Raw genomic sequence first — 16,877 nt, 5'->3', positions numbered from 1 at the left:
TCGCCGCTACCCGCGCAGGTCGAGCCGCATCAGGACGCGAGGATGGCCGGCCAGTACCGAGGTGGTGTCGGCGGCGTGGGTGAACCCGGCGCGCTCGAAGTTCTTCCGGATCCCGGGGTACGCCATCGTCGAATCGACCTTGGCGTCACCGCTGTCGAGCGGGTACGCCTCGACCGCCGGCGCACCGTGGGCGCGGGCGAACCCGGCCGCACCGGCGATCAGCTCGTGCGAGATCCCCTTGCCGCGGTGACCGGGGCGAACCCGGACGCACCACAGGGACCAGACCGGCAGGTCGTCGACGTGCGGGATCTTCCGGCTGCGGGCGAAGGAGGTGTCCGAGCGCGGCGCCACGGCAGCCCAGCCCACCGGCTCGTCGCCGTCGTAGGCGAGCACCCCCGGCGGAGGCTCCGCACGGCACAGCCCGGCGGCGTACTCACCCCGCGCCGGACCGCGGAGCCCGGTGTTGAGCTTGGCCGGAATCCGGTAGCTCAGGCACCAGCAGACGTTGGCATCGGGAGACTTCGGGCCGACCAGGGTGCGAACATCTTCGAACACCGAGGCCGGGCGAACTGCGATGGTCATGGCGCCACGATCCCACGACACACCCCGCGAAGCCCGCGGGGAACCGCCCTCGCCCGCGCCGGGAGCGAACAGCCGGGGTCCCGGGGCGCGCCCCGTCCTCAGTACGGCGGCAGTCTCAGCATCCCGGTGCCCTCGCGTACGTCGTGCACGAGCCGGATCTTCCCCACCGGAGTGCCGTGCTCGTCCGTGGTCACCAGGGCCGCGTCGTCGCTGTTGACGCACTGCCCGCGCGCGTCCGGCTCGGGGCAGAACAGCACGTAACCGGTCTGCCGGTCGACGCGGCCCGGCTCCAGCCGCCAGATCCACTGGTAGGTGCTCATGACCACCCGGGGGTAGGTGGCGCGCAGTTGCTCCTTCACCGCGTTCTGCACGGTGTCGCCGAACTTCTGGCGTTCCCGGAACGGGCGGACGACCCGGGCGCTGCCCGTCGTGTCCACCCGGCCGGCCACGATCTCGTAACTCGCCGAGAAATAGGCCTGCTCGGTGAGTGAGGCCAGGAGGTCCTGCCGGGTCAGCCGCATCACGGTGGGCCACGACTCCTCGCCCCGGTGACGCCGGTCGGCGACGGAGGGGGAGACCACGTTCACGTACGACCCCTGAGCCCTCGCCAACGCGCTGTCGGCCCCGCTCGCCGTGACCCAGCGTTGGACGCACTCCCCGATCTCGCCGAGCACCTTCGCGACGGTGGCGTTCGTCAGCTCGGCCACGACGTAGGGCGGGGTGCCGGTCGGGCCCAGGGCGACGACCTCGTAACCGCAGGCGTCGAAGGCGCCCCTGAGCGTGCGGAAGTCCTCGGCCTGCTGTCGCCCGCGCTTCACGGCTTCGGCCAGGACGCCCGCGCAGTCCTCGCGGTCGCACGTGCCCTCGTCGGCCCTGTCCGTGTCGATGCGGAGCCGGACCACGGCGTCGCGGTCGTCGGTCACCGCGAACGCGACCTCCGAGCCGCCGGAGCCCGGGAAGAGCGTGCGTGCTCCGATCGCCTTGAGCTGCCCCGGGAAGTGCTTCTCGGCCAGTTCCTCCGCCGCCCGGCGATCGTCATCGGTGTCGACCACTCCGCACGCGCCCACCAGCACGACCAGCGAACCCGCCAGCGTGCCGGTCAGTGCGGCTCTCCACCGTCTGCGGCGTGATCCGGTCATGATCAGCTCCTCCATCTGGCCCCGTCCGCTGTTCCTGTGACAGTAGGACGAGTGCCTGCGGGCCGGATGAGTACGCCTACTCAACCCGGTGCCCGGCGTCCAAGCGCACCTCTTCCGACCCATCGTCTCCATTGGCATGGACCTGACTATCGAACTCCGCTACAGTCCGGGACGGCACATCTGAGAGCGCTCTCAAGCGGCACGACCGGCATGCGCTCCCGGACGCCTCCCGTTCCACCCCACGTCGCTGGAACAACAGGAAGGGTCACTCCCTTGAGACACGCAACAGTGCTGCGGACCGGTCTGTCCGCACTCCTGCTCCTCGGTGGCTGGGCCGCCGCCGGCCCGTCGTCCGCCTCCGCCGCCCCCACCGAGTCCGCGGAGGCCCCCGCTTCCGCGGCCCTGCTCACCGCGATGCAGCGCGACTTCGGCCTCACCGAGGGCGAGGCCGTCGCGAGGCTCGCCGACGAGAAGGCGGCCACCGCCCTGGAGCCGACGGCGCAGCGCGCGGCGGGCTCCGCCTTCGGCGGCTCCTGGTTCGACGCGAGGGCCGGCAAGCTGGTCGTCGCCGTCACGAACGCCGAGAAGGCCGAGGCCGTACGGGCCGCCGGCGCCGACGTCCGGCTCGTCGAGCACTCGGCGAAGCGGCTCGACGCGGCGAAGGCCCGCATCGACGCCCTGTCCGCCCCGTCCGGCGTGAGCAGCTGGCACGTCGACCCGGCGACCAGCAGCGTCGTCGTGAACGTCGTCGCGTCCGAGCAGCGTGACAACGATGTCCGCTCCTTCGTCGCCGAGGCCCGCGAGGCCGGACCCGTGACCGTGGAGACGACCGCCGAAGCGCCGCGGACCTTCGCCGCGGGAACGGTCGGAGGCGACCCGTACTACACGGGCAACGTCCGCTGCTCGATCGGCTTCTCCGTCCACGGCGGCTTCGTCACCGCCGGGCACTGCGGCGGCGCCGGTCAGTCCGTGCGCGGCTGGGACGGCTCGGCCATCGGCAACTTCCAGGGCTCGTCCTTCCCCGGCAACGACTACGCCTGGGTGAACGTGGCCAACGGCTGGTGGACCGTGCCGGTCGTCCTCGGCTGGGGCACCGTCTCCGACCAACTGGTCCGCGGCTCGAACGAGGCGCCGATCGGCGCGTCCATCTGCCGCTCCGGCTCCACCACGCGCTGGCACTGCGGCAGGGTCCTCGCCAAGAACGAGACCGTCAACTACAGCCAGGGCGCCGTGCACCAGATGACCAAGACGAGCGTCTGCGCCGAAGGGGGCGACTCCGGCGGCTCGTTCATCAGCGGCGACCAGGCCCAGGGCGTCACCTCCGGCGGCTGGGGCAACTGCTCCGGCGGCGGGGAGACCTGGCACCAGCCGGTCAACGAGATCCTCAACCGGTACGGGCTGACCCTGCACACCGCGTGATCCGGCGGAGCCGTTCCGCCGTCCTCCCCGGTGGAGCGGCTCCTGCCGGCGGGTGAGGGTGCCGGGCCCTGAGCGGCCCGGGGTCGCCGGATCCCGTCGGCTCAACGAAGGCACTGTGAGCGGCCCCGCCGGTGTGCGGGGCCGCTTCCGCGTGCGGGTCTGCCGGGAGAGCGTTTTCCCGAAGCCCAGCAGTTGTTGCTCAGCGCATCGTTCACCAGCTATTGACACCCTCTCGACACCGGCGCAACACTGACACCGCCTTGGAGAGCGCTCTCCCGAAGCCCGCGGGTCCGCCGACTCGTGACGTGCGGGGCGGAGTCTCTTCCCGGCTGCACCGTCCAGCTCACCCTTTCCCCCCACCGTGCACCCGATGTGCAGGGATGAAGAGCGGCATGGAGGTATCCCCATGGTGACAAGACTCAACAGAACGACCCTGGTGTCCGCCCTGATCGTGGCGACCGCCCTGGCGCTGGTCACGCTCGGGCTCACCGCGATCACGAACGCCGGGGCGACCGCCGCCGAGGCGGCTCCGCCCCCGGCCGGCAAGCCCGCGGCGGCCTCGCACGTCATGCAGGGCCACAAGATGGCGCCGGCGAAGCCCGTCGCCTTCGGGGACGACCCCGACGGCGACGGCTACATACCGGCCGACCCGCCGGTCACAGGAGTGGAGCCGTCCGACGAGATCCCGCCGCACCGCTACTTCCACGAGTTCCAGGCCAACTGCTCGGTCACCCACACCGCCCCGGACGACCCGATCGTCTACCCGGGCCGGGCCGGCGCCTCGCACGACCACACGTTCATGGGCAACGACACCACGAACGCGAACAGCACCACCGCGTCCCTGAGCGCGGGCGGGACCGCCTGCCTCGCGCCCGGCGACCTGTCCGCCTACTGGATGCCGACCCTCTACAACGGGAACGAGGAGATCCGCCCGGTCGGCCCCCAGACCATCTACTACAAGGCCGGAGTCACCGACTACCGCACCGTACGGCCCTTCCCCAAGGGGCTGCGGTTCGTCGTCGGCAGCCCGACACAGACCGCCCAGGAGTTCCGCGACCACCCCGGGATGGTCGAGGGGTACGAGTGCGGGGAGAGCTACCACAACTACGACTTCCCGGCAGCCTGTCCGACCAGCCGGGACACCCAGCTCAACCTGCGCATGCAGGCGCCCAGTTGCTGGGACGGCAAGCACTTGGACACGCCCGACCACCAGGCCCACATGGCCTATCCGGTCGTGATGGGGGCCAACCAGGACGTCTGCCCGACGAGCCACCCGGTCGCCCTGCCGATGATCGAGTTCAAGATGGCGTGGCCGGTCAACGGTGACATGTCGCAGGTGAGGCTGGCCAGCGGCACCGGCCACTCCTTCCACTACGACTTCTTCAACGCCTGGGACGACGCCACGCTCGACGCCCTGGTCGACCACTGCATCGTCGGTGCTCTCCAGTGCAACGCCCGTGGCTACGACGAGAACAACCCGGGTGAGGGCGCGGTTCTGGACGAGAACTACGAACTGCCCTGACCCTGCCCGTCGCGCCTCCCTCATGGGCGAACCGCGCCCATGAGGGAGAGCGCTCTCCAAGGGGCACGGCCAGTCACCCCGCGACCTGTCCGGCCTGCCTCCCCGGCACCGCTCTTCCCCACGTTTCCCACCCCCACCCCCCCACCCGCACTCCCGTGAGGAGCCCCTCCCCCCATGATCACGTCCCGATTCCGACGACCGGCCCGCCCCCGGGGCCGTACCACCGCACGCCTCGCCGTCGCCGCACTCCTGGCCGCCGCGGCGGCCACGCTTCCGGCACCCGCCGCGCAGGCCGCCGGCAGTGTGGTGAAGGTGACCGGCTCCCCGGGCGCCTGGCAGCTGACCGTGAACGGCGCCCCGTACACCGTGAAGGGCCTGACCTGGGGTCCGTCCGTCGCGGACGCCGGGCAGTACATGCCCGACGTGAAGTCGATGGGCGTCAACACGATCCGTACGTGGGGCACCGACGCCACCACGGAGCCCCTGCTGGACACCGCGGCGGCGAACGGCATCAAGGTGATCGCCGGGTTCTGGCTGCAACCGGGCGGCGGGCCCGGCAGCGGCGGCTGTGTGAACTACCTGACGGACACCGCGTACAAGAACGACATGCTCGCCGAGTTCCCGAAGTGGGTGGAGACCTACAAGGACCATGAGGGCGTCCTCATGTGGAACGTAGGCAACGAGTCGGTGCTCGGTCTGCAGAACTGTTACAGCGGAGACGCGTTGGAGCAGCAGCGCGACGCCTACACCACGTTCGTCAACGAGATCGCCAAGAAGATCCACGCGATCGACCCGAACCACCCGGTCACCTCGACCGACGCGTGGACCGGGGCCTGGCCGTACTACAAGAAGAACGCGCCCGACCTCGACCTGTACGCCGTGAACTCCTACGATGCCGTCTGCGACATCAAGAACACCTGGGAGAACGGCGGCTACGACAAGCCCTACATCGTCACCGAGGGCGGGCCCGCCGGCGAGTGGGAGGTGCCGGACGACGCCAACGGCGTACCGGACGAGCCCGGCGACGTGGCGAAGGCCGAGGGCTACCAGCGGGCCTGGGACTGCGTCGACGGGCACGAGGGGGTGTCGCTCGGCGCCACGCTGTTCCACTACGGGACCGAGCACGACTTCGGCGGCGTCTGGTTCAACCTGCTCCCCGCGGGCCAGAAGCGGCTCTCCTACTACGCGGTGAAGGAGGCGTTCGGCGCGGACACCTCCGGCGACAACACCCCGCCGGTCATCAGCGGTATGACCGTCGACAACGCCTCCGCGGTCCAGGCGGGCAAGCCGTTCACGTTCAAGGCGTCCGTCTCCGACCCGGACGGTGACCCGCTCACCCATCAGGTGCTGGTCAACGCCAAGTACATCGACGACAGTGGCCAGTTGACGGAAGCGGCCTTCACCGACCGGGGTGACGGCACGTTCGAGGTCACCGCACCGGACCGGCTCGGCGTCTGGAAGGTCTACCTCAAGTCGACCGACGGCAAGGGCAACGTCGGCATCGAGACGAAGTCCTTCAAGGTGGTGCCGCCCCGGGTCGACGGGGTGAACCTGGCCTCCGGGAAGCCCACCGAGGCCTCGTCCTTCCAGCCGGACAGCGTCGGCTGCCCCTGCCCGGCGGCCAACGCAGTCGACGGTTCCTTCGACACCCGCTGGGCCAGCGACTGGGCCGACCAGCAGTGGATCCAGGTCGATCTGGGCGCGACCACCTCCTTCGACCACGTCCAGCTGGCCTGGGAGGCTGCCTACGCCAAGGCGTACACGGTCCAGACCTCGGACAACGGGCAGGACTGGAACACCGTTCACACCCAGACGGCGGGCAACGGCGGCATCGATGACATCGAGGTCGCGGGCGACGCCCGCTACGTCCGCGTGAGCACCTCCGAGCGCGGCACCCTGTGGGGCTACTCGCTCTACGAGTTCGGCGTCTACCGGAGCTGATCCGGCAGGGCCAAGGAGCCCTCCGCGCCGTCCCATCCCCGCTGTCGGCGCGGAGGGGGCCCGTGGCGGTCACGGACATCCGTGACCGCCACGGGCTCGCGTTCACGCCCTGTCAACACGTCGCGGAAGGTAGCGTGCTCGGCATGGATCTTCATACCACCGTTGAGCGCGCTCAACGCCTCAAGCAACTGCACGCCGAGCACAGGCCCCTCGTCCTGCCGACCGTCTGGGACGTCTGGTCGGCGCGGACAGCGGCCGACGCCGGGTTCCCCGCGCTGACGGTCGGCAGCCACCCGCTCGCCGATTCCCGGGGGGCCGCGGACCAGGAGGGGCAGACCTTCGAGGAGGTGCTCTCCGCCGTCAGGCCGATCATCGCCGCGGTCGACGTCCCCGTCTCCGTGGACCTGGAGGCCGGCTACGGCCAGCAGCCGGCGGATCTCGTCGCCGGTCTCGTCGAGGTCGGCGGCGTCGGCCTCAACATCGAGGACACCGTTCACTCGGAGGGCGGACGCGTACGGAGCACGCGGGAGCACGCCGCCTACGTCGCCGGCCTGCGCGCGGCGGCCGACGAGGCCGGAGTCCCGGTCTGGATCAACGGGCGCACCGACCTGTTCCTGCACGCGGAGGACGCCTCCTCCGTTCTCGACGAGGCGATCGAGCGACTGCGGGCCCTGGAGCAGGCGGGCGCCGACAGCGTCTACCCCGTGCGCATCCAGGACAACGACGAACTGCTCGCGGCGGTGACGGCCGCCGTCTCCGTGCCGGTGAACTCCACGGCGCATCCGGTCAAGCACGATCTCGACCGCTTCCGCCGCCTCGGCGTCGGCCGGATCACCTACGGCCCGCTGCTGCAGTTCGCGATGACGGACGCGATGAAGAACATGCTGGGGCCGTGGGCTCCTTAGGTCGTGTCCGCAAAGTCTCGTCCGGTCGTAAGCCCGTTCGGCGTGCTTCGTCATGAAGTGACTGATCAAGCGTGGGAGGTCATCGGGCCGTTGCCGGCTCCGCCTCGGACGGGGCGGCCGGCGCGGGACCGGCTGTCCACCACGCGTCGACTGGGCTACGTTGCGGGGTGAGTTGACGGGGGCGAGGAGGGGGCGGACGTGGCGAACGGGTTGCGGTGGATATCGACCGCATACGACTTGGGTTACACCTTCACCCTGTGCGAAGGCATCGGGCCGCAAGATCTGCTGGTGCGGATGGGCGCGGAGCCGCATCACCTCCACGAGTTGTCCCATGACGTGGTGGCCGAGCTCCAGATGCGGCCGGAGGACGGTCATCCGAGCGACTTGGACTTTCTCGACTGGGAGAACGAGAGCCTGGTGTCGCGTCTGACGGAGGCGGGGTTCCTCTCGCATCCCGGGGTACTCGTTCGCGCCGGCGCGGTTCCCGGCTGGGCCTATGCGGTGGAGAGCATCACCAGCTGTGCCCCTGCCCACCTGCCGGCGCTGTCGCAAGGCACTCGCGCGTACACCGTCTTCCGCAGTGTGAACGGCGAACACGAGATCGGCTATGCCGTCGACGGCCGGGTCCTGGCCTACTACGAGCACGGCGTGCGCCATTCGGCAGGCGCCGACGCGCAAGGGGTGCCGGGGTTCGATTACTCCGGCGAGGAGCTTCCCGACGCTGCCTTTCTCCGCTTCCTCGAAAGCGAGCACGGCATCCATCTCTCCTGGGAGGATTTCCGCGCTCCGCTTCCCACCGCCGCCTTCGCATAGGCCCAGCTCTTCGGTAATCCTGCCAGGAGCCAACGGTCGCCCTGTGACAGCCCTTCGAGGCTGCCTCTCGCTCCTACCGGCTGGAAAGTCGTGTGCAGGAAACCGGGCCTGCGCGTCGACGAACAGGTCGCGCACGTCCTGGACCGCATCCGGCCGCAGACCGCCCGCATAGCCGCGCTCATGAAGCAGTTCAACGGAGCAGCAGACGATGAGGAACCGGGCCTCGAAGCCCGGCTGGAGGTTGTGCGCTACTTCAACGACGACGAGCAGCATGACGGGGCAGGGCAGCCGCGGGGGAGGTACGGGCACGCTCTCCTCGGCTGGGCGTTGGACCGCGAGGCAATCGCGTTTCTCGCCGCTACCGGCGCCTTTCTGGACGTCGATGAGTACGACATGACCGCTTCCCCGCCCTCGGACCGAATGCCGACGAAGGAGCTGGAGGGCTGTGCGCACCCTCGTCCTGATGCCCTCACTCCTGATGCCCTCCTGATGCCGTCCTGGGACGCGAAACCCCTCCGGCCGCGGCGAGGGATTCGCCACGGCCGGAGGGGCCGGCAGGAGCCGGTGAAGGAGGGTCAGACGGTCGCCCGTCCGCGCCGCTCCGCGTGCTTCCGGACCAGCTCAGCGTACCGGCGTCCGCTGGTCTTGACCGTACGGCGCTGGGTCGCGTAGTCCACGTGGACCAGACCGAACCGCTTGTCGTAGCCGTACGCCCACTCGAAGTTGTCCATCAGCGACCAGGCGAAGTACCCGGCCAGCGGGGCTCCCTTGTCGACCGCGCGGGCGCAGGCGGCGAGGTGCTCCTCCAGGTACCGGACGCGCTCCGGGTCGTGGACCGAGCCGTCCGCCGCGACGACGTCCTCGTAGGCCGAGCCGTTCTCGGTGACGTAGATCCGCTGGACGCCGTACTCCTCGGTCAGGCGCAGCAGCAGCCGCTCCAGGCCCTCCGCGTGGACCTCCCAGTCCATGTGGGTCAGCCGGGCGCCGGGGACCGGGACCTGCTTCGCGTGGGGTGCGGGCCCGTCCGGGTCGGCGGTGACGATCTGCCGGAAGTAGTAGTTGAGCCCCAGCCAGTCCAGTGGTGCGGCGATCGTCTCCAGGTCGCCCGGCCGGACCGGGAGTTCCACCCCGTACAGCTCCACCATGTCCTGCGGGTAGCCGCGCCCGAGGACCGGGTCCAGCCACCAGCGGTTGATGTGGCCGTCGGCGCGGCGGGCGGCGGCGAGGTCGGGCCCGCTCGTGCTCGCCGGCTCGATCGGGCTGAGGTTGTTGACGATGCCGACCCGGGCGTCCGAGGAGGCCGCCCGGATCGCCCGCACGGCCAGGCCGTGGCCCAGGTGCAGGTGGTAGGAGGCCCGCACGGCGGCGGTCAGGTCGGTGAGACCCGGCGCCATCCGGCCCTCCAGGTGACCGATCCAGGCCGAGCACAGCGGCTCGTTGAGCGTCGCCCAGTCCTTGACCCGGTCCCCGAGGCGCTCCACCACGTGGGAGGCGTACGCCGCGAAGTGCTCCGAGGTCTCCCGTACGGTCCAGCCGCCCCGGTCCTGGAGCGCCTGCGGCAGGTCCCAGTGGTAGAGGGTGGCGAACGGGGTGACGCCGGCCTCCAGAAGGCCGTCCACGAGCCGGTCGTAGAAGTCCAGGCCCGCCTTGTTGACCGGCCCGTCGCCGCCGGGCACGACGCGCGGCCAGGCGATCGAGAAGCGGTAGGCGTCCGCGCCGAGCCGTTTGATCAGGCCGATGTCCTCGGGGACCCGGTGGTAGTGGTCGCAGGCCACGTCGCCCGTGTCGCCGTTGTCGATCGTGCCGGGGGTGTGCGAGAACGTGTCCCAGATCGAGGGGGAGCGGCCGTCCTCGGCCACGGCTCCCTCGATCTGGTACGCGGCGGTGGCGACGCCCCAGGTGAAGTCCGCCGGGAGGGCGTTGAGGTCGGACACGTGCTGCCTTTCGGTCGGGGGCGACGGACGGCTCTCGCCGGTGGGGGTCACTTCACGGCTCCCGCGGTGAGACCGGCGACCAGATAGCGCTGGAGGAGCAGGAACCCGGCGACGATCGGGACGCTGACGACGAGGGACGCGGCCATGACCTGGTTCCAGTACACGTCGTTCTGCGTGGCGTAGCCCTGGAGGCCGACGGAGAGGGTCCGGGTGGCGTCGTTCGTCATGACGGAGGCGAAGAGGACCTCGCCCCAGGCCGTCATGAAGGAGTACACCGACACCGCCACGATGCCCGGGACGGCGGCCGGCACGACGACCTGGAAGAGGGCGCGGACGGGCCCGCAGCCGTCGACCAGGGCCGCTTCGTCGAGGTCCCGGGGGATGGAGTCGAAGTACCCGATCAGCATCCAGATGGAGAACGGCAGCGAGAACGTCAGGTACGTGAGGATGAGCCCGCCGCGCGAGCCGTACAGCGCGACGCCGGTGCTGTTGCCGATGTTGACGAAGATGAGGAACAGCGGGAGCAGGAAGAGGATCCCCGGGAACATCTGCGTGGACAGCACCGTGACGGTGAAGACCCGCTTGCCCCGGAACCGGTAGCGGCTCACCGCGTAGGCGGAGAACACCGCGATCGTCACCGACAGCACCGTCGCCGAGCCCGCCACGATCAGCGAGTTGACGAAGTACTTGGCGAGCGGAACGGTCTCCCAGATGTCGAAGTACGGCTGGATCGTCAGCGTGGACGGGATCCACTGGAACTTCCCCGACACGTCCTGGAGCGGCTTCAGCGAGCTGCTGACCATCACGTAGACGGGCAGCAGGACGAAGCCGGCGAGCAGGGTCAGGACGATGCGGCGGGTCCAGAGGAAGGACTGCGGCGCGGCCATCGGCGAGCGGGCCCGCGACCGGGTGGTGCGGGTCGGCCGCGTGAGGCTAGACATCGGCGCCCTTCCTTCCGCGCGAGGTGAGGAACAGGTACACGGCGGTCACGACCAGCAGGAAGAGCAGCAGCAGGACCGACATCGCGGATCCGGTGCCGAAGTTCCAGGTGACGAACGACGACTGGTAGATGTGGATCGAGATCAGGTCCGCGCTCTCCGGGGCCGATTTCCCGAACAGGACGTAGGGGGTGTTGAAGTCGTTGAACGTCCACAGGAAGAGCACGAGGACCAGGACCTGGTTGACCGGGCGCAGCGACGGAAGCGTGATCCGGCGGATCTGCTGCCAGATGCCGGCGCCGTCGATCGAGGCGGCCTCGTACAGCTCGCGCGGGATGTTCTGGAGCCCGGCCATCAGCATGAGGAAGGCGAACGGCCAGCCCTTCCACACCGAGACGATGATCAGGGCGTAGATGCTGTTGTCACCGATCAGCCAGAACGACGGCTCGTCGGTGATGCCGAGCTGGTCGTGCAGCACGTGGTTGATCAGCCCGTTGTCCCGCTGGAACATGAACGCCCAGGTGATGACGGCCGCGTAGACCGGCAGGGCGTACGGGACGAGGAAGATCGCCCGCAGGATGCCCCGGCCCCGGAAGGTCTCCTGGAGGAGGATCGCCGCCGCGGTGCCGAACAGCCAGGCGAACCCGACCGAGAAGAACGTGAAGACGCAGGTCACGAAGAACGAGTGGAGCAGGGCCTCACCGATCGGCGCGTCGAAGTCGACGGCGATGCTGTAGTTGTCGAGGCCGATCCAGGGCGCCGCGCCCCAGTTGCTGATGAAGAACTGCGTGAGCTGCCGGAAGCTCATCACGATCCCGATGACCATCGGGATGATGTGGATGAGGAGTTCGAGCAGGACGGCGGGCAGGAGCAGGAGATAGGGCAGTCCGCCTTGGCGGATCCGGTCGGGGATGCGCGGCAGTCTCCTGCGCGCACCCCCGGTGCCCCGACTCGTGCCCTTGCCGGTCGACTTGTCGACCTCGGGGTTCGTGGTGACGGTGGCGGTCATGGATCAGGGCCTCACTGCTGCATCGTCTGCTGGGCCTTTTCCAGGCGCGCCTTGACGGAATCGGTGGTCACCGGGCGTCCGGCGGCGGCGTCCGCCCACAGCTCCTTGACCGCGGTGCCCACGGCCGTCTCGAACTGCGACTCGTTCGGGACCTGGGGGAGCGGGGCGGCGCTGGTGGCGAGGGTGTCGCGCAGGACCTTGAGGTCGGGGGCCCCGAAGGCCTCGTCGGCCTGGGCGGCCTTGACCGGCGGGATCGAGCCGTAGGCCTTGTTGAGCAGCTTCTGCTCGGCGTCGCTCGTCATGAACTTCACGAACTTCTTCGCGCCGTCGATGTTCTTGGTGTTCTTGAAGACGGCCATGTTGATGCCCGCGACCATGGAGTTGGTCTGCTTGCCCGCGCCCGGGACGCCCGAGGGGACCGGCACCGGGGCCGCGCCCCAGTCCTCGGGCTTCATGCCCTGGGCGGCGAAGGTGGAGGCGGCGGCCTGCCACAGCACCATGGCCGTCTTGCCCTGGGCGAAGTCGGTGAGCGACTGGTTCTGGGCGTACTCCGCGTTGCCCGGAGCGATGATCTTGTCCTCGGCCATGAGGTCGATGTACTGCTTCACCGCCGCGACCGCACCGTCTGAGGTGAAGGTCGCCTTGCCGTCCCCGTCGAAGAAGTCGGCGCCGTGCTGCTTGGCCAGGACGAAGGTCTGGTGGATGTTGTTGGAGAGGTTGCCGCCCTCGGCGCCCAGCCCCCACTTGCCGTCCTTGGATATCTTCTTGCCCGCCGCGACCAGCTCGTCCCAGGTGGCCGGGGGCTTCTCGACGCCCTCCTCGGCGAACATCTTCTTGTTGTAGTAGAGGGCGTACGCCAGTGAGTACAGCGGCACCGCGGCGGGCGGCTCGCCCTCCTTGCCGGCCGAGGCGACCGCCGAGTCGACGAAGCGGTCCCGGCCGCCGATGGCCTCGAAGTTCTTCTCGTCCCACGGCAGGAGCGCGCCGGTCGCCTGGAGCGAGGCCGACCAGGTGTTGCCGATGTTCAGCACGTCCGGGCCCTGGCCGGAGCTGGTGGCGGCGAGGATCCGGTTCAGCAGGTCGGCCCACGGCACGACCTCCAGCTTCACCTTGATCCCGGTCTCCTTCTCGAACTTCTTCAGCTCGGGAGTGAGGATCTCCTTGTCGGCCTCGATGCTGGGGCCCTGGTTGGACGCCCAGTAGGTGAGGGTCTTCGGCGACTCGTTGCTGCCGCCCGAGGTGGTCCCGCCGCCACAGCCGGTGGCGGCTACGGCGATGGCGAGGGCGAGGGTGGCGGCGCTTGCGGCTCTGACATGACGCATGTGAGGTGGCCCCTTTCCGGGTATGGCTGCGTTCGGGAACCGAACGGCCTCCATGACTTAATTTATGACGTGATTTAAGAGGTGAGGGAAGGTCGCGTCAAGGCCTGGGACCGGGGTATGTTCCTGGACGGGAAGGAGCAACATGGCCGAGCGCAACAGACGGACCGTGCGTGACCTGCGAAGGGGCAATCGGGCGAGGGTATTGCAACGGTTGTATTTCGACGGCCCGCTGAGCCGCCAGGAGCTCGGACCGGTCACGGGGCTGAGTTCAGGTTCCATCAGCAACGTCGTTGCGGAACTCTCCGCCGAGGGACTCCTGGAGGAGGCCGGCGTCGTCGACTCGGACGGCGGTCGCCCCCGTACGCTGCTGCGCGTCGCCCCGGACGGTGGACTGCTCGTCGGCATCGACATCGGCGAGACCCGTGTCCGCGTCGAGCTGTTCGACCTCTCCCTGACCGAACTGGCCCGAACCGAAAGGCTGTTGGCCCAGCACGGCTACGACGTCGACCGCATCGTCGCCCACGTCCGCACCGGCGTGGCGGACGTGCTGCGCGACGCGGGCGCCGACCCGCGCCGGCTGCTCGGCATCGGCATCGGGGTCCCCGGCATCATCGAGCGCGACGGACCCGAGGGGCCCGACGGCTCCCGGAGCGCGGTGGTCCACGGCCAGACCATCGGCTGGCGCGCGGTCCCCTTCGAGCAGTTGCTGCGCGAAGCGGTCGACGTGCCGCCCGAGGTGCCGCTGTTCATCGACAACGGCGCCAAGACGCTCGGCCAGGCCGAGATGTGGTTCGGCGGCGGCCGGGGCGCCGGCGCCGCCGCCATCGCCCTCATCGGCTCGGGCGTGGGCGCCTGCGTCGACCACGGCGACATCCTCGACGAGGACCGTATGAGCCTCGCCCTCGAATGGGGGCACACCACCGTCCAGTTGCGCGGCCGCCGGTGCCGCTGCGGCTCCATCGGCTGCCTGGAGGCGTACGCGGGCGCGGAAGCCCTGCGCGAGCGCTGGCGCGAGGCGGGCGGCCCGCTGCCCGAGGACGCCGACGACGAGACGGCGCTCGCCGCCCTGCTCGCCGCCGCCTACCCGGGAGGCGACGGCCCCACCCCGGACCCGGTGGCGCTCTCGCTGCTCGACGAGACGGCCGAATGCCTCGGCGCGGCCCTCGCCGACCTGATCAACCTCTTCCTGCCCGAGCGGATCCTCATCGGCGGCTGGGCGGGCCTGCTCATCGGCCCCCGCCTGCTGCCCGACATCCGCCGGTACGCGAACGAGTACGCCCTGCACCACGCGGCGGCCCGCACCACCATCGAGATGGGCCGCCTCGGCCCGGACGCGGTCACCGTGGGCGCCGCGACGCTCCCGCTCGCCGACTTCCTCACCCGGGGCGGCAGCCGCCCCGGGCCGGGCGACTCCGGCGCGCCGCCCCGTACGCCCGTCCAGGCGGTCCGGGAACGCCACCGCACCCCGTTGGGCTGAGCGCGGGATGTCCGCGTGGCGCGTCCCCCGCCCGCGGGTCGGCCAACGTGTCGGCCGGCCCGCGGGCGGCGTCGCCGCCGCGCCTCAGCGGGCCGGGTCCCGCGCGGGGCCGGGGCTTCCGGCCGCACTGCCCGAGGTCGTCCAGCGCGGGTCCACCATGCCCAGCCACGCGTCCTGGGCGTCGGCCAGCGGGTGCTCCAGGGGAAGCGGCGCGAACCGGCAGGCGAACCGCATCCCCGCGTCGGACCCGTCGCCGCGAACCCGGTGCTCCCACGCCGATGGCCCGTCCGACGGGGCGTCGAGCAGGAGAAAGGTGGTCAGCCGGGGCTGCCCGGTCTCGGGGTGGGGCCGCTCGTCCACCGTGATCCGCCGGACGACGCGGGCCCCGGTCAGCCCGGTCTCCTCGGCGACCTCACGCAGGACGGCCCGCTCCGGATCCTCGCCCGGCGCGACGCCGCCCGCGGGCACCTGGGTGCCGGCCCCGGGACAGTCCCCATGATCGAACACCAGCAGGGCCGGGCAGGGGTGACGCCGGATCACGTAGGCGGCGATCCGGAGACGGGGCCCGGTCGGGGGTGAGGTCATACAGGCATCCTCGCCCATGTCCGCGTACCCCCGCCCGCCGGGCCCCGGGGCTCCACCCGGATCAGCTCGAGCCCCGTACCACCAGCTCCGGTTCGAAGATCACGGAGGTCACCGGAGCGTCCGGCCGGGCCAGGCGGTCCAGCAGGAGGCGCGTCATCTCGGCGGCCATCCCCTCCACCGGCTGGCGGACCGTGGTCAGCGGCGGGCGGCAGGCCAGGGCCGCGCTGCTGTCGTCGAAGCCCACCACCGCCACGTCCCCCGGAATCGAGCGGCCGTGCTCCCGCAGCACGTGGCAGGCCCCCAGGGCCATCAGGTCGTTGGCGGCGAAGACTCCGTCCAGGTCCGAATGGTCCGCGAGCAGCCGCTCCATCGCCGTCTCGCCGCTCTCCTGGGTGAACCGGCCCTCGACGACGGGGACGTACGGGTGCCCGTGGCGTGCCATGGTGTCCCGGAAACCCGTCAGGCGGGCGTGGCCCGCCGGCACGTCCAGCGGGCCGCTGATCGTCGCGATCCGGCGGCAGCCCCGGCTCAGGAGATGCTCGGCCGCCAGCCGCGCGCCGTCCTGGTGCGCGAGGTCGACATAGCTCACCGGGACCGGCCGCGCCGGGCGCGCGTACAGGACGGCCGCCAGGCCGGCGTCCGCGATCAGCCCCGGCAGCGGGTCCTCGGCGTGCGTCGAGACGACCAGGGCCCCGTCCGCGCTGCCCTGTCGCAGGTACGCCACCACCTCCTCGCGGGCCCGTGAGGTCTCCGCGAACATCAGCACCGGGTGCATCCCGCGCGGACGCAGGTAGTCGACCACCCCGGTGACCACCCGGCCGAAGAACGGGTCGGCGAACACCTGCGCGGTGAACGAGCCCGAACTGCCGTGGCTGTCCTCGTCCCTTCCGGAGGCCGGGGTTCCGGACCGGAAACCGGGCCCGCCCCCGGTGCCGCCCCCGGACGCTCCGGTGCCGGAGTCCCGCCGGACAGCCTCCGGCTCGACGCCCGCGCCCGACACCACCAGGGCGATGGCGTCCGCCCGTCGGGTCACCAGGGACCTGGCCGCCCGGTTGGGGGTGTAGCCCGTCACGGAGACCGCCTGACGTACGGCCTCCTGGATCACCGGGTCCACATTGCGCACCCCGTTGACGACTCGGGAGACGGTGGCGCGCGAGACGCCGGCCGCCCGCGCCACGTCCTCCAGGGTGGGCGCTCCGGCCGAGCGCGGATCATCCGTCATGAGCGCCTTTATAGCACTGACGGAGAGCGCTCTCCATCGATCTGGTCCAGGCGGGGCGAGGCGAGGAGT

Annotated in this window: 15 protein-coding genes; 7 read left to right on the top strand and 8 right to left on the bottom strand. The window is 70.7% G+C overall.

Going from position 1 to position 16,877, the window contains the following annotated elements; genetic code table 11:
- Positions 1-6: 6 nt before the first annotated feature.
- Positions 7-582 (bottom strand): GNAT family N-acetyltransferase, encoded by a 576-nt coding sequence (locus AB0F29_RS16900; protein ID WP_361872651.1) that lies wholly within the window; start codon positions 580-582, stop codon positions 7-9.
- A 98-nt stretch (positions 583-680) separates the two neighbouring features.
- Positions 681-1,721, bottom strand: a complete 1,041-nt coding sequence (locus AB0F29_RS16895) for a hypothetical protein (protein ID WP_361872648.1) — start codon at positions 1,719-1,721, stop codon at positions 681-683.
- Between the two features lie 273 nt (positions 1,722-1,994).
- On the opposite strand from AB0F29_RS16895, the gene AB0F29_RS16890 reads away from it, so the two are divergent.
- From AB0F29_RS16890 to AB0F29_RS16865, 6 genes are all read left to right on the top strand, one after another.
- Complete coding sequence (locus AB0F29_RS16890) at positions 1,995-3,140, top strand: S1 family peptidase (protein WP_361872647.1); 1,146 nt, start codon at positions 1,995-1,997, stop codon at positions 3,138-3,140.
- A 406-nt stretch (positions 3,141-3,546) separates the two neighbouring features.
- Positions 3,547-4,662 (top strand): DUF1996 domain-containing protein, encoded by a 1,116-nt coding sequence (locus tag AB0F29_RS16885; protein WP_361872645.1) that lies wholly within the window; start codon positions 3,547-3,549, stop codon positions 4,660-4,662.
- A 174-nt stretch (positions 4,663-4,836) separates the two neighbouring features.
- Entirely contained in the window at positions 4,837-6,603 is a 1,767-nt protein-coding gene (locus AB0F29_RS16880) for a discoidin domain-containing protein (protein WP_361872643.1), read from the top strand.
- Between the two features lie 143 nt (positions 6,604-6,746).
- Positions 6,747-7,508, top strand: a complete 762-nt coding sequence (locus AB0F29_RS16875; RefSeq protein ID WP_361872640.1) for an isocitrate lyase/phosphoenolpyruvate mutase family protein — start codon at positions 6,747-6,749, stop codon at positions 7,506-7,508.
- A gap of 198 nt (positions 7,509-7,706) precedes the next feature.
- Entirely contained in the window at positions 7,707-8,321 is a 615-nt protein-coding gene (locus AB0F29_RS16870) for a DUF6461 domain-containing protein (RefSeq protein WP_361872638.1), read from the top strand.
- A 60-nt stretch (positions 8,322-8,381) separates the two neighbouring features.
- Positions 8,382-8,993 (top strand): DUF4279 domain-containing protein, encoded by a 612-nt coding sequence (locus AB0F29_RS16865; protein ID WP_361872725.1) that lies wholly within the window; start codon positions 8,382-8,384, stop codon positions 8,991-8,993.
- Here AB0F29_RS16865 and AB0F29_RS16860 read toward each other — a convergent pair.
- The 4 genes from AB0F29_RS16860 to AB0F29_RS16845 are packed head-to-tail and all read right to left on the bottom strand — an operon-like array spanning position 8,897 to position 13,524.
- Positions 8,897-10,255: a GH1 family beta-glucosidase gene (locus AB0F29_RS16860; protein ID WP_361872635.1), complete on the bottom strand. Its 1,359-nt coding sequence runs from the start codon at positions 10,253-10,255 to the stop codon at positions 8,897-8,899. The genes AB0F29_RS16865 and AB0F29_RS16860 overlap by 97 nt on opposite strands.
- A gap of 47 nt (positions 10,256-10,302) precedes the next feature.
- Complete coding sequence (locus AB0F29_RS16855; protein WP_018955662.1) at positions 10,303-11,196, bottom strand: carbohydrate ABC transporter permease; 894 nt, start codon at positions 11,194-11,196, stop codon at positions 10,303-10,305.
- The gene (locus AB0F29_RS16850; RefSeq protein WP_361872632.1) at positions 11,189-12,202 is read right to left on the bottom strand and encodes a sugar ABC transporter permease; all 1,014 of its coding nucleotides are present in this window, start codon (positions 12,200-12,202) and stop codon (positions 11,189-11,191) included. Before AB0F29_RS16850 ends, AB0F29_RS16855 begins: the two co-directional genes overlap by 8 nt.
- A gap of 11 nt (positions 12,203-12,213) precedes the next feature.
- Positions 12,214-13,524 (bottom strand): sugar ABC transporter substrate-binding protein, encoded by a 1,311-nt coding sequence (locus tag AB0F29_RS16845; RefSeq protein ID WP_361872630.1) that lies wholly within the window; start codon positions 13,522-13,524, stop codon positions 12,214-12,216.
- Positions 13,525-13,666: 142 nt separating this feature from the next.
- Between AB0F29_RS16845 and AB0F29_RS16840 the strand changes: the two genes are divergently transcribed.
- On the top strand, positions 13,667-15,001 hold the full coding sequence (locus AB0F29_RS16840) for an ROK family transcriptional regulator (RefSeq protein ID WP_361872627.1): 1,335 nt from the start codon (positions 13,667-13,669) through the stop codon (positions 14,999-15,001).
- Positions 15,002-15,085: 84 nt separating this feature from the next.
- On the opposite strand, the gene AB0F29_RS16835 is transcribed toward AB0F29_RS16840, so the two are convergent.
- Both AB0F29_RS16835 and AB0F29_RS16830 read right to left on the bottom strand, forming a co-directional pair.
- Entirely contained in the window at positions 15,086-15,586 is a 501-nt protein-coding gene (locus AB0F29_RS16835; protein WP_361872624.1) for an NUDIX domain-containing protein, read from the bottom strand.
- Positions 15,587-15,647: 61 nt separating this feature from the next.
- The gene (locus tag AB0F29_RS16830; RefSeq protein ID WP_361872621.1) at positions 15,648-16,808 is read right to left on the bottom strand and encodes a LacI family DNA-binding transcriptional regulator; all 1,161 of its coding nucleotides are present in this window, start codon (positions 16,806-16,808) and stop codon (positions 15,648-15,650) included.
- Positions 16,809-16,877: the final 69 nt, after the last annotated feature.

It is taken from the genome of Streptomyces sp. NPDC026589, from assembly GCF_040638385.1.
Taxonomy (GTDB): Bacteria; Actinomycetota; Actinomycetes; order Streptomycetales; family Streptomycetaceae; genus Streptomyces.
Note: the sequence above shows the minus strand (reverse complement) of the source record. Positions and strands in the feature narration are given on the sequence as shown.

Coding starts and splice junctions, on each gene's coding strand:
- AB0F29_RS16900 (WP_361872651.1), bottom strand. CDS start 582: ATGACCATCGCAGTTCGCCCGGCCTCGGTGTTCGAAGATGTTCGCACC.
- AB0F29_RS16895 (WP_361872648.1), bottom strand. CDS start 1,721: ATGACCGGATCACGCCGCAGACGGTGGAGAGCCGCACTGACCGGCACG.
- AB0F29_RS16885 (WP_361872645.1), top strand. CDS start 3,547: ATGGTGACAAGACTCAACAGAACGACCCTGGTGTCCGCCCTGATCGTG.
- AB0F29_RS16880 (WP_361872643.1), top strand. CDS start 4,837: ATGATCACGTCCCGATTCCGACGACCGGCCCGCCCCCGGGGCCGTACC.
- AB0F29_RS16875 (WP_361872640.1), top strand. CDS start 6,747: ATGGATCTTCATACCACCGTTGAGCGCGCTCAACGCCTCAAGCAACTG.
- AB0F29_RS16855 (WP_018955662.1), bottom strand. CDS start 11,196: ATGTCTAGCCTCACGCGGCCGACCCGCACCACCCGGTCGCGGGCCCGC.
- AB0F29_RS16850 (WP_361872632.1), bottom strand. CDS start 12,202: ATGACCGCCACCGTCACCACGAACCCCGAGGTCGACAAGTCGACCGGC.
- AB0F29_RS16845 (WP_361872630.1), bottom strand. CDS start 13,524: ATGCGTCATGTCAGAGCCGCAAGCGCCGCCACCCTCGCCCTCGCCATC.
- AB0F29_RS16840 (WP_361872627.1), top strand. CDS start 13,667: ATGGCCGAGCGCAACAGACGGACCGTGCGTGACCTGCGAAGGGGCAAT.
- AB0F29_RS16835 (WP_361872624.1), bottom strand. CDS start 15,586: ATGACCTCACCCCCGACCGGGCCCCGTCTCCGGATCGCCGCCTACGTG.
- AB0F29_RS16830 (WP_361872621.1), bottom strand. CDS start 16,808: ATGACGGATGATCCGCGCTCGGCCGGAGCGCCCACCCTGGAGGACGTG.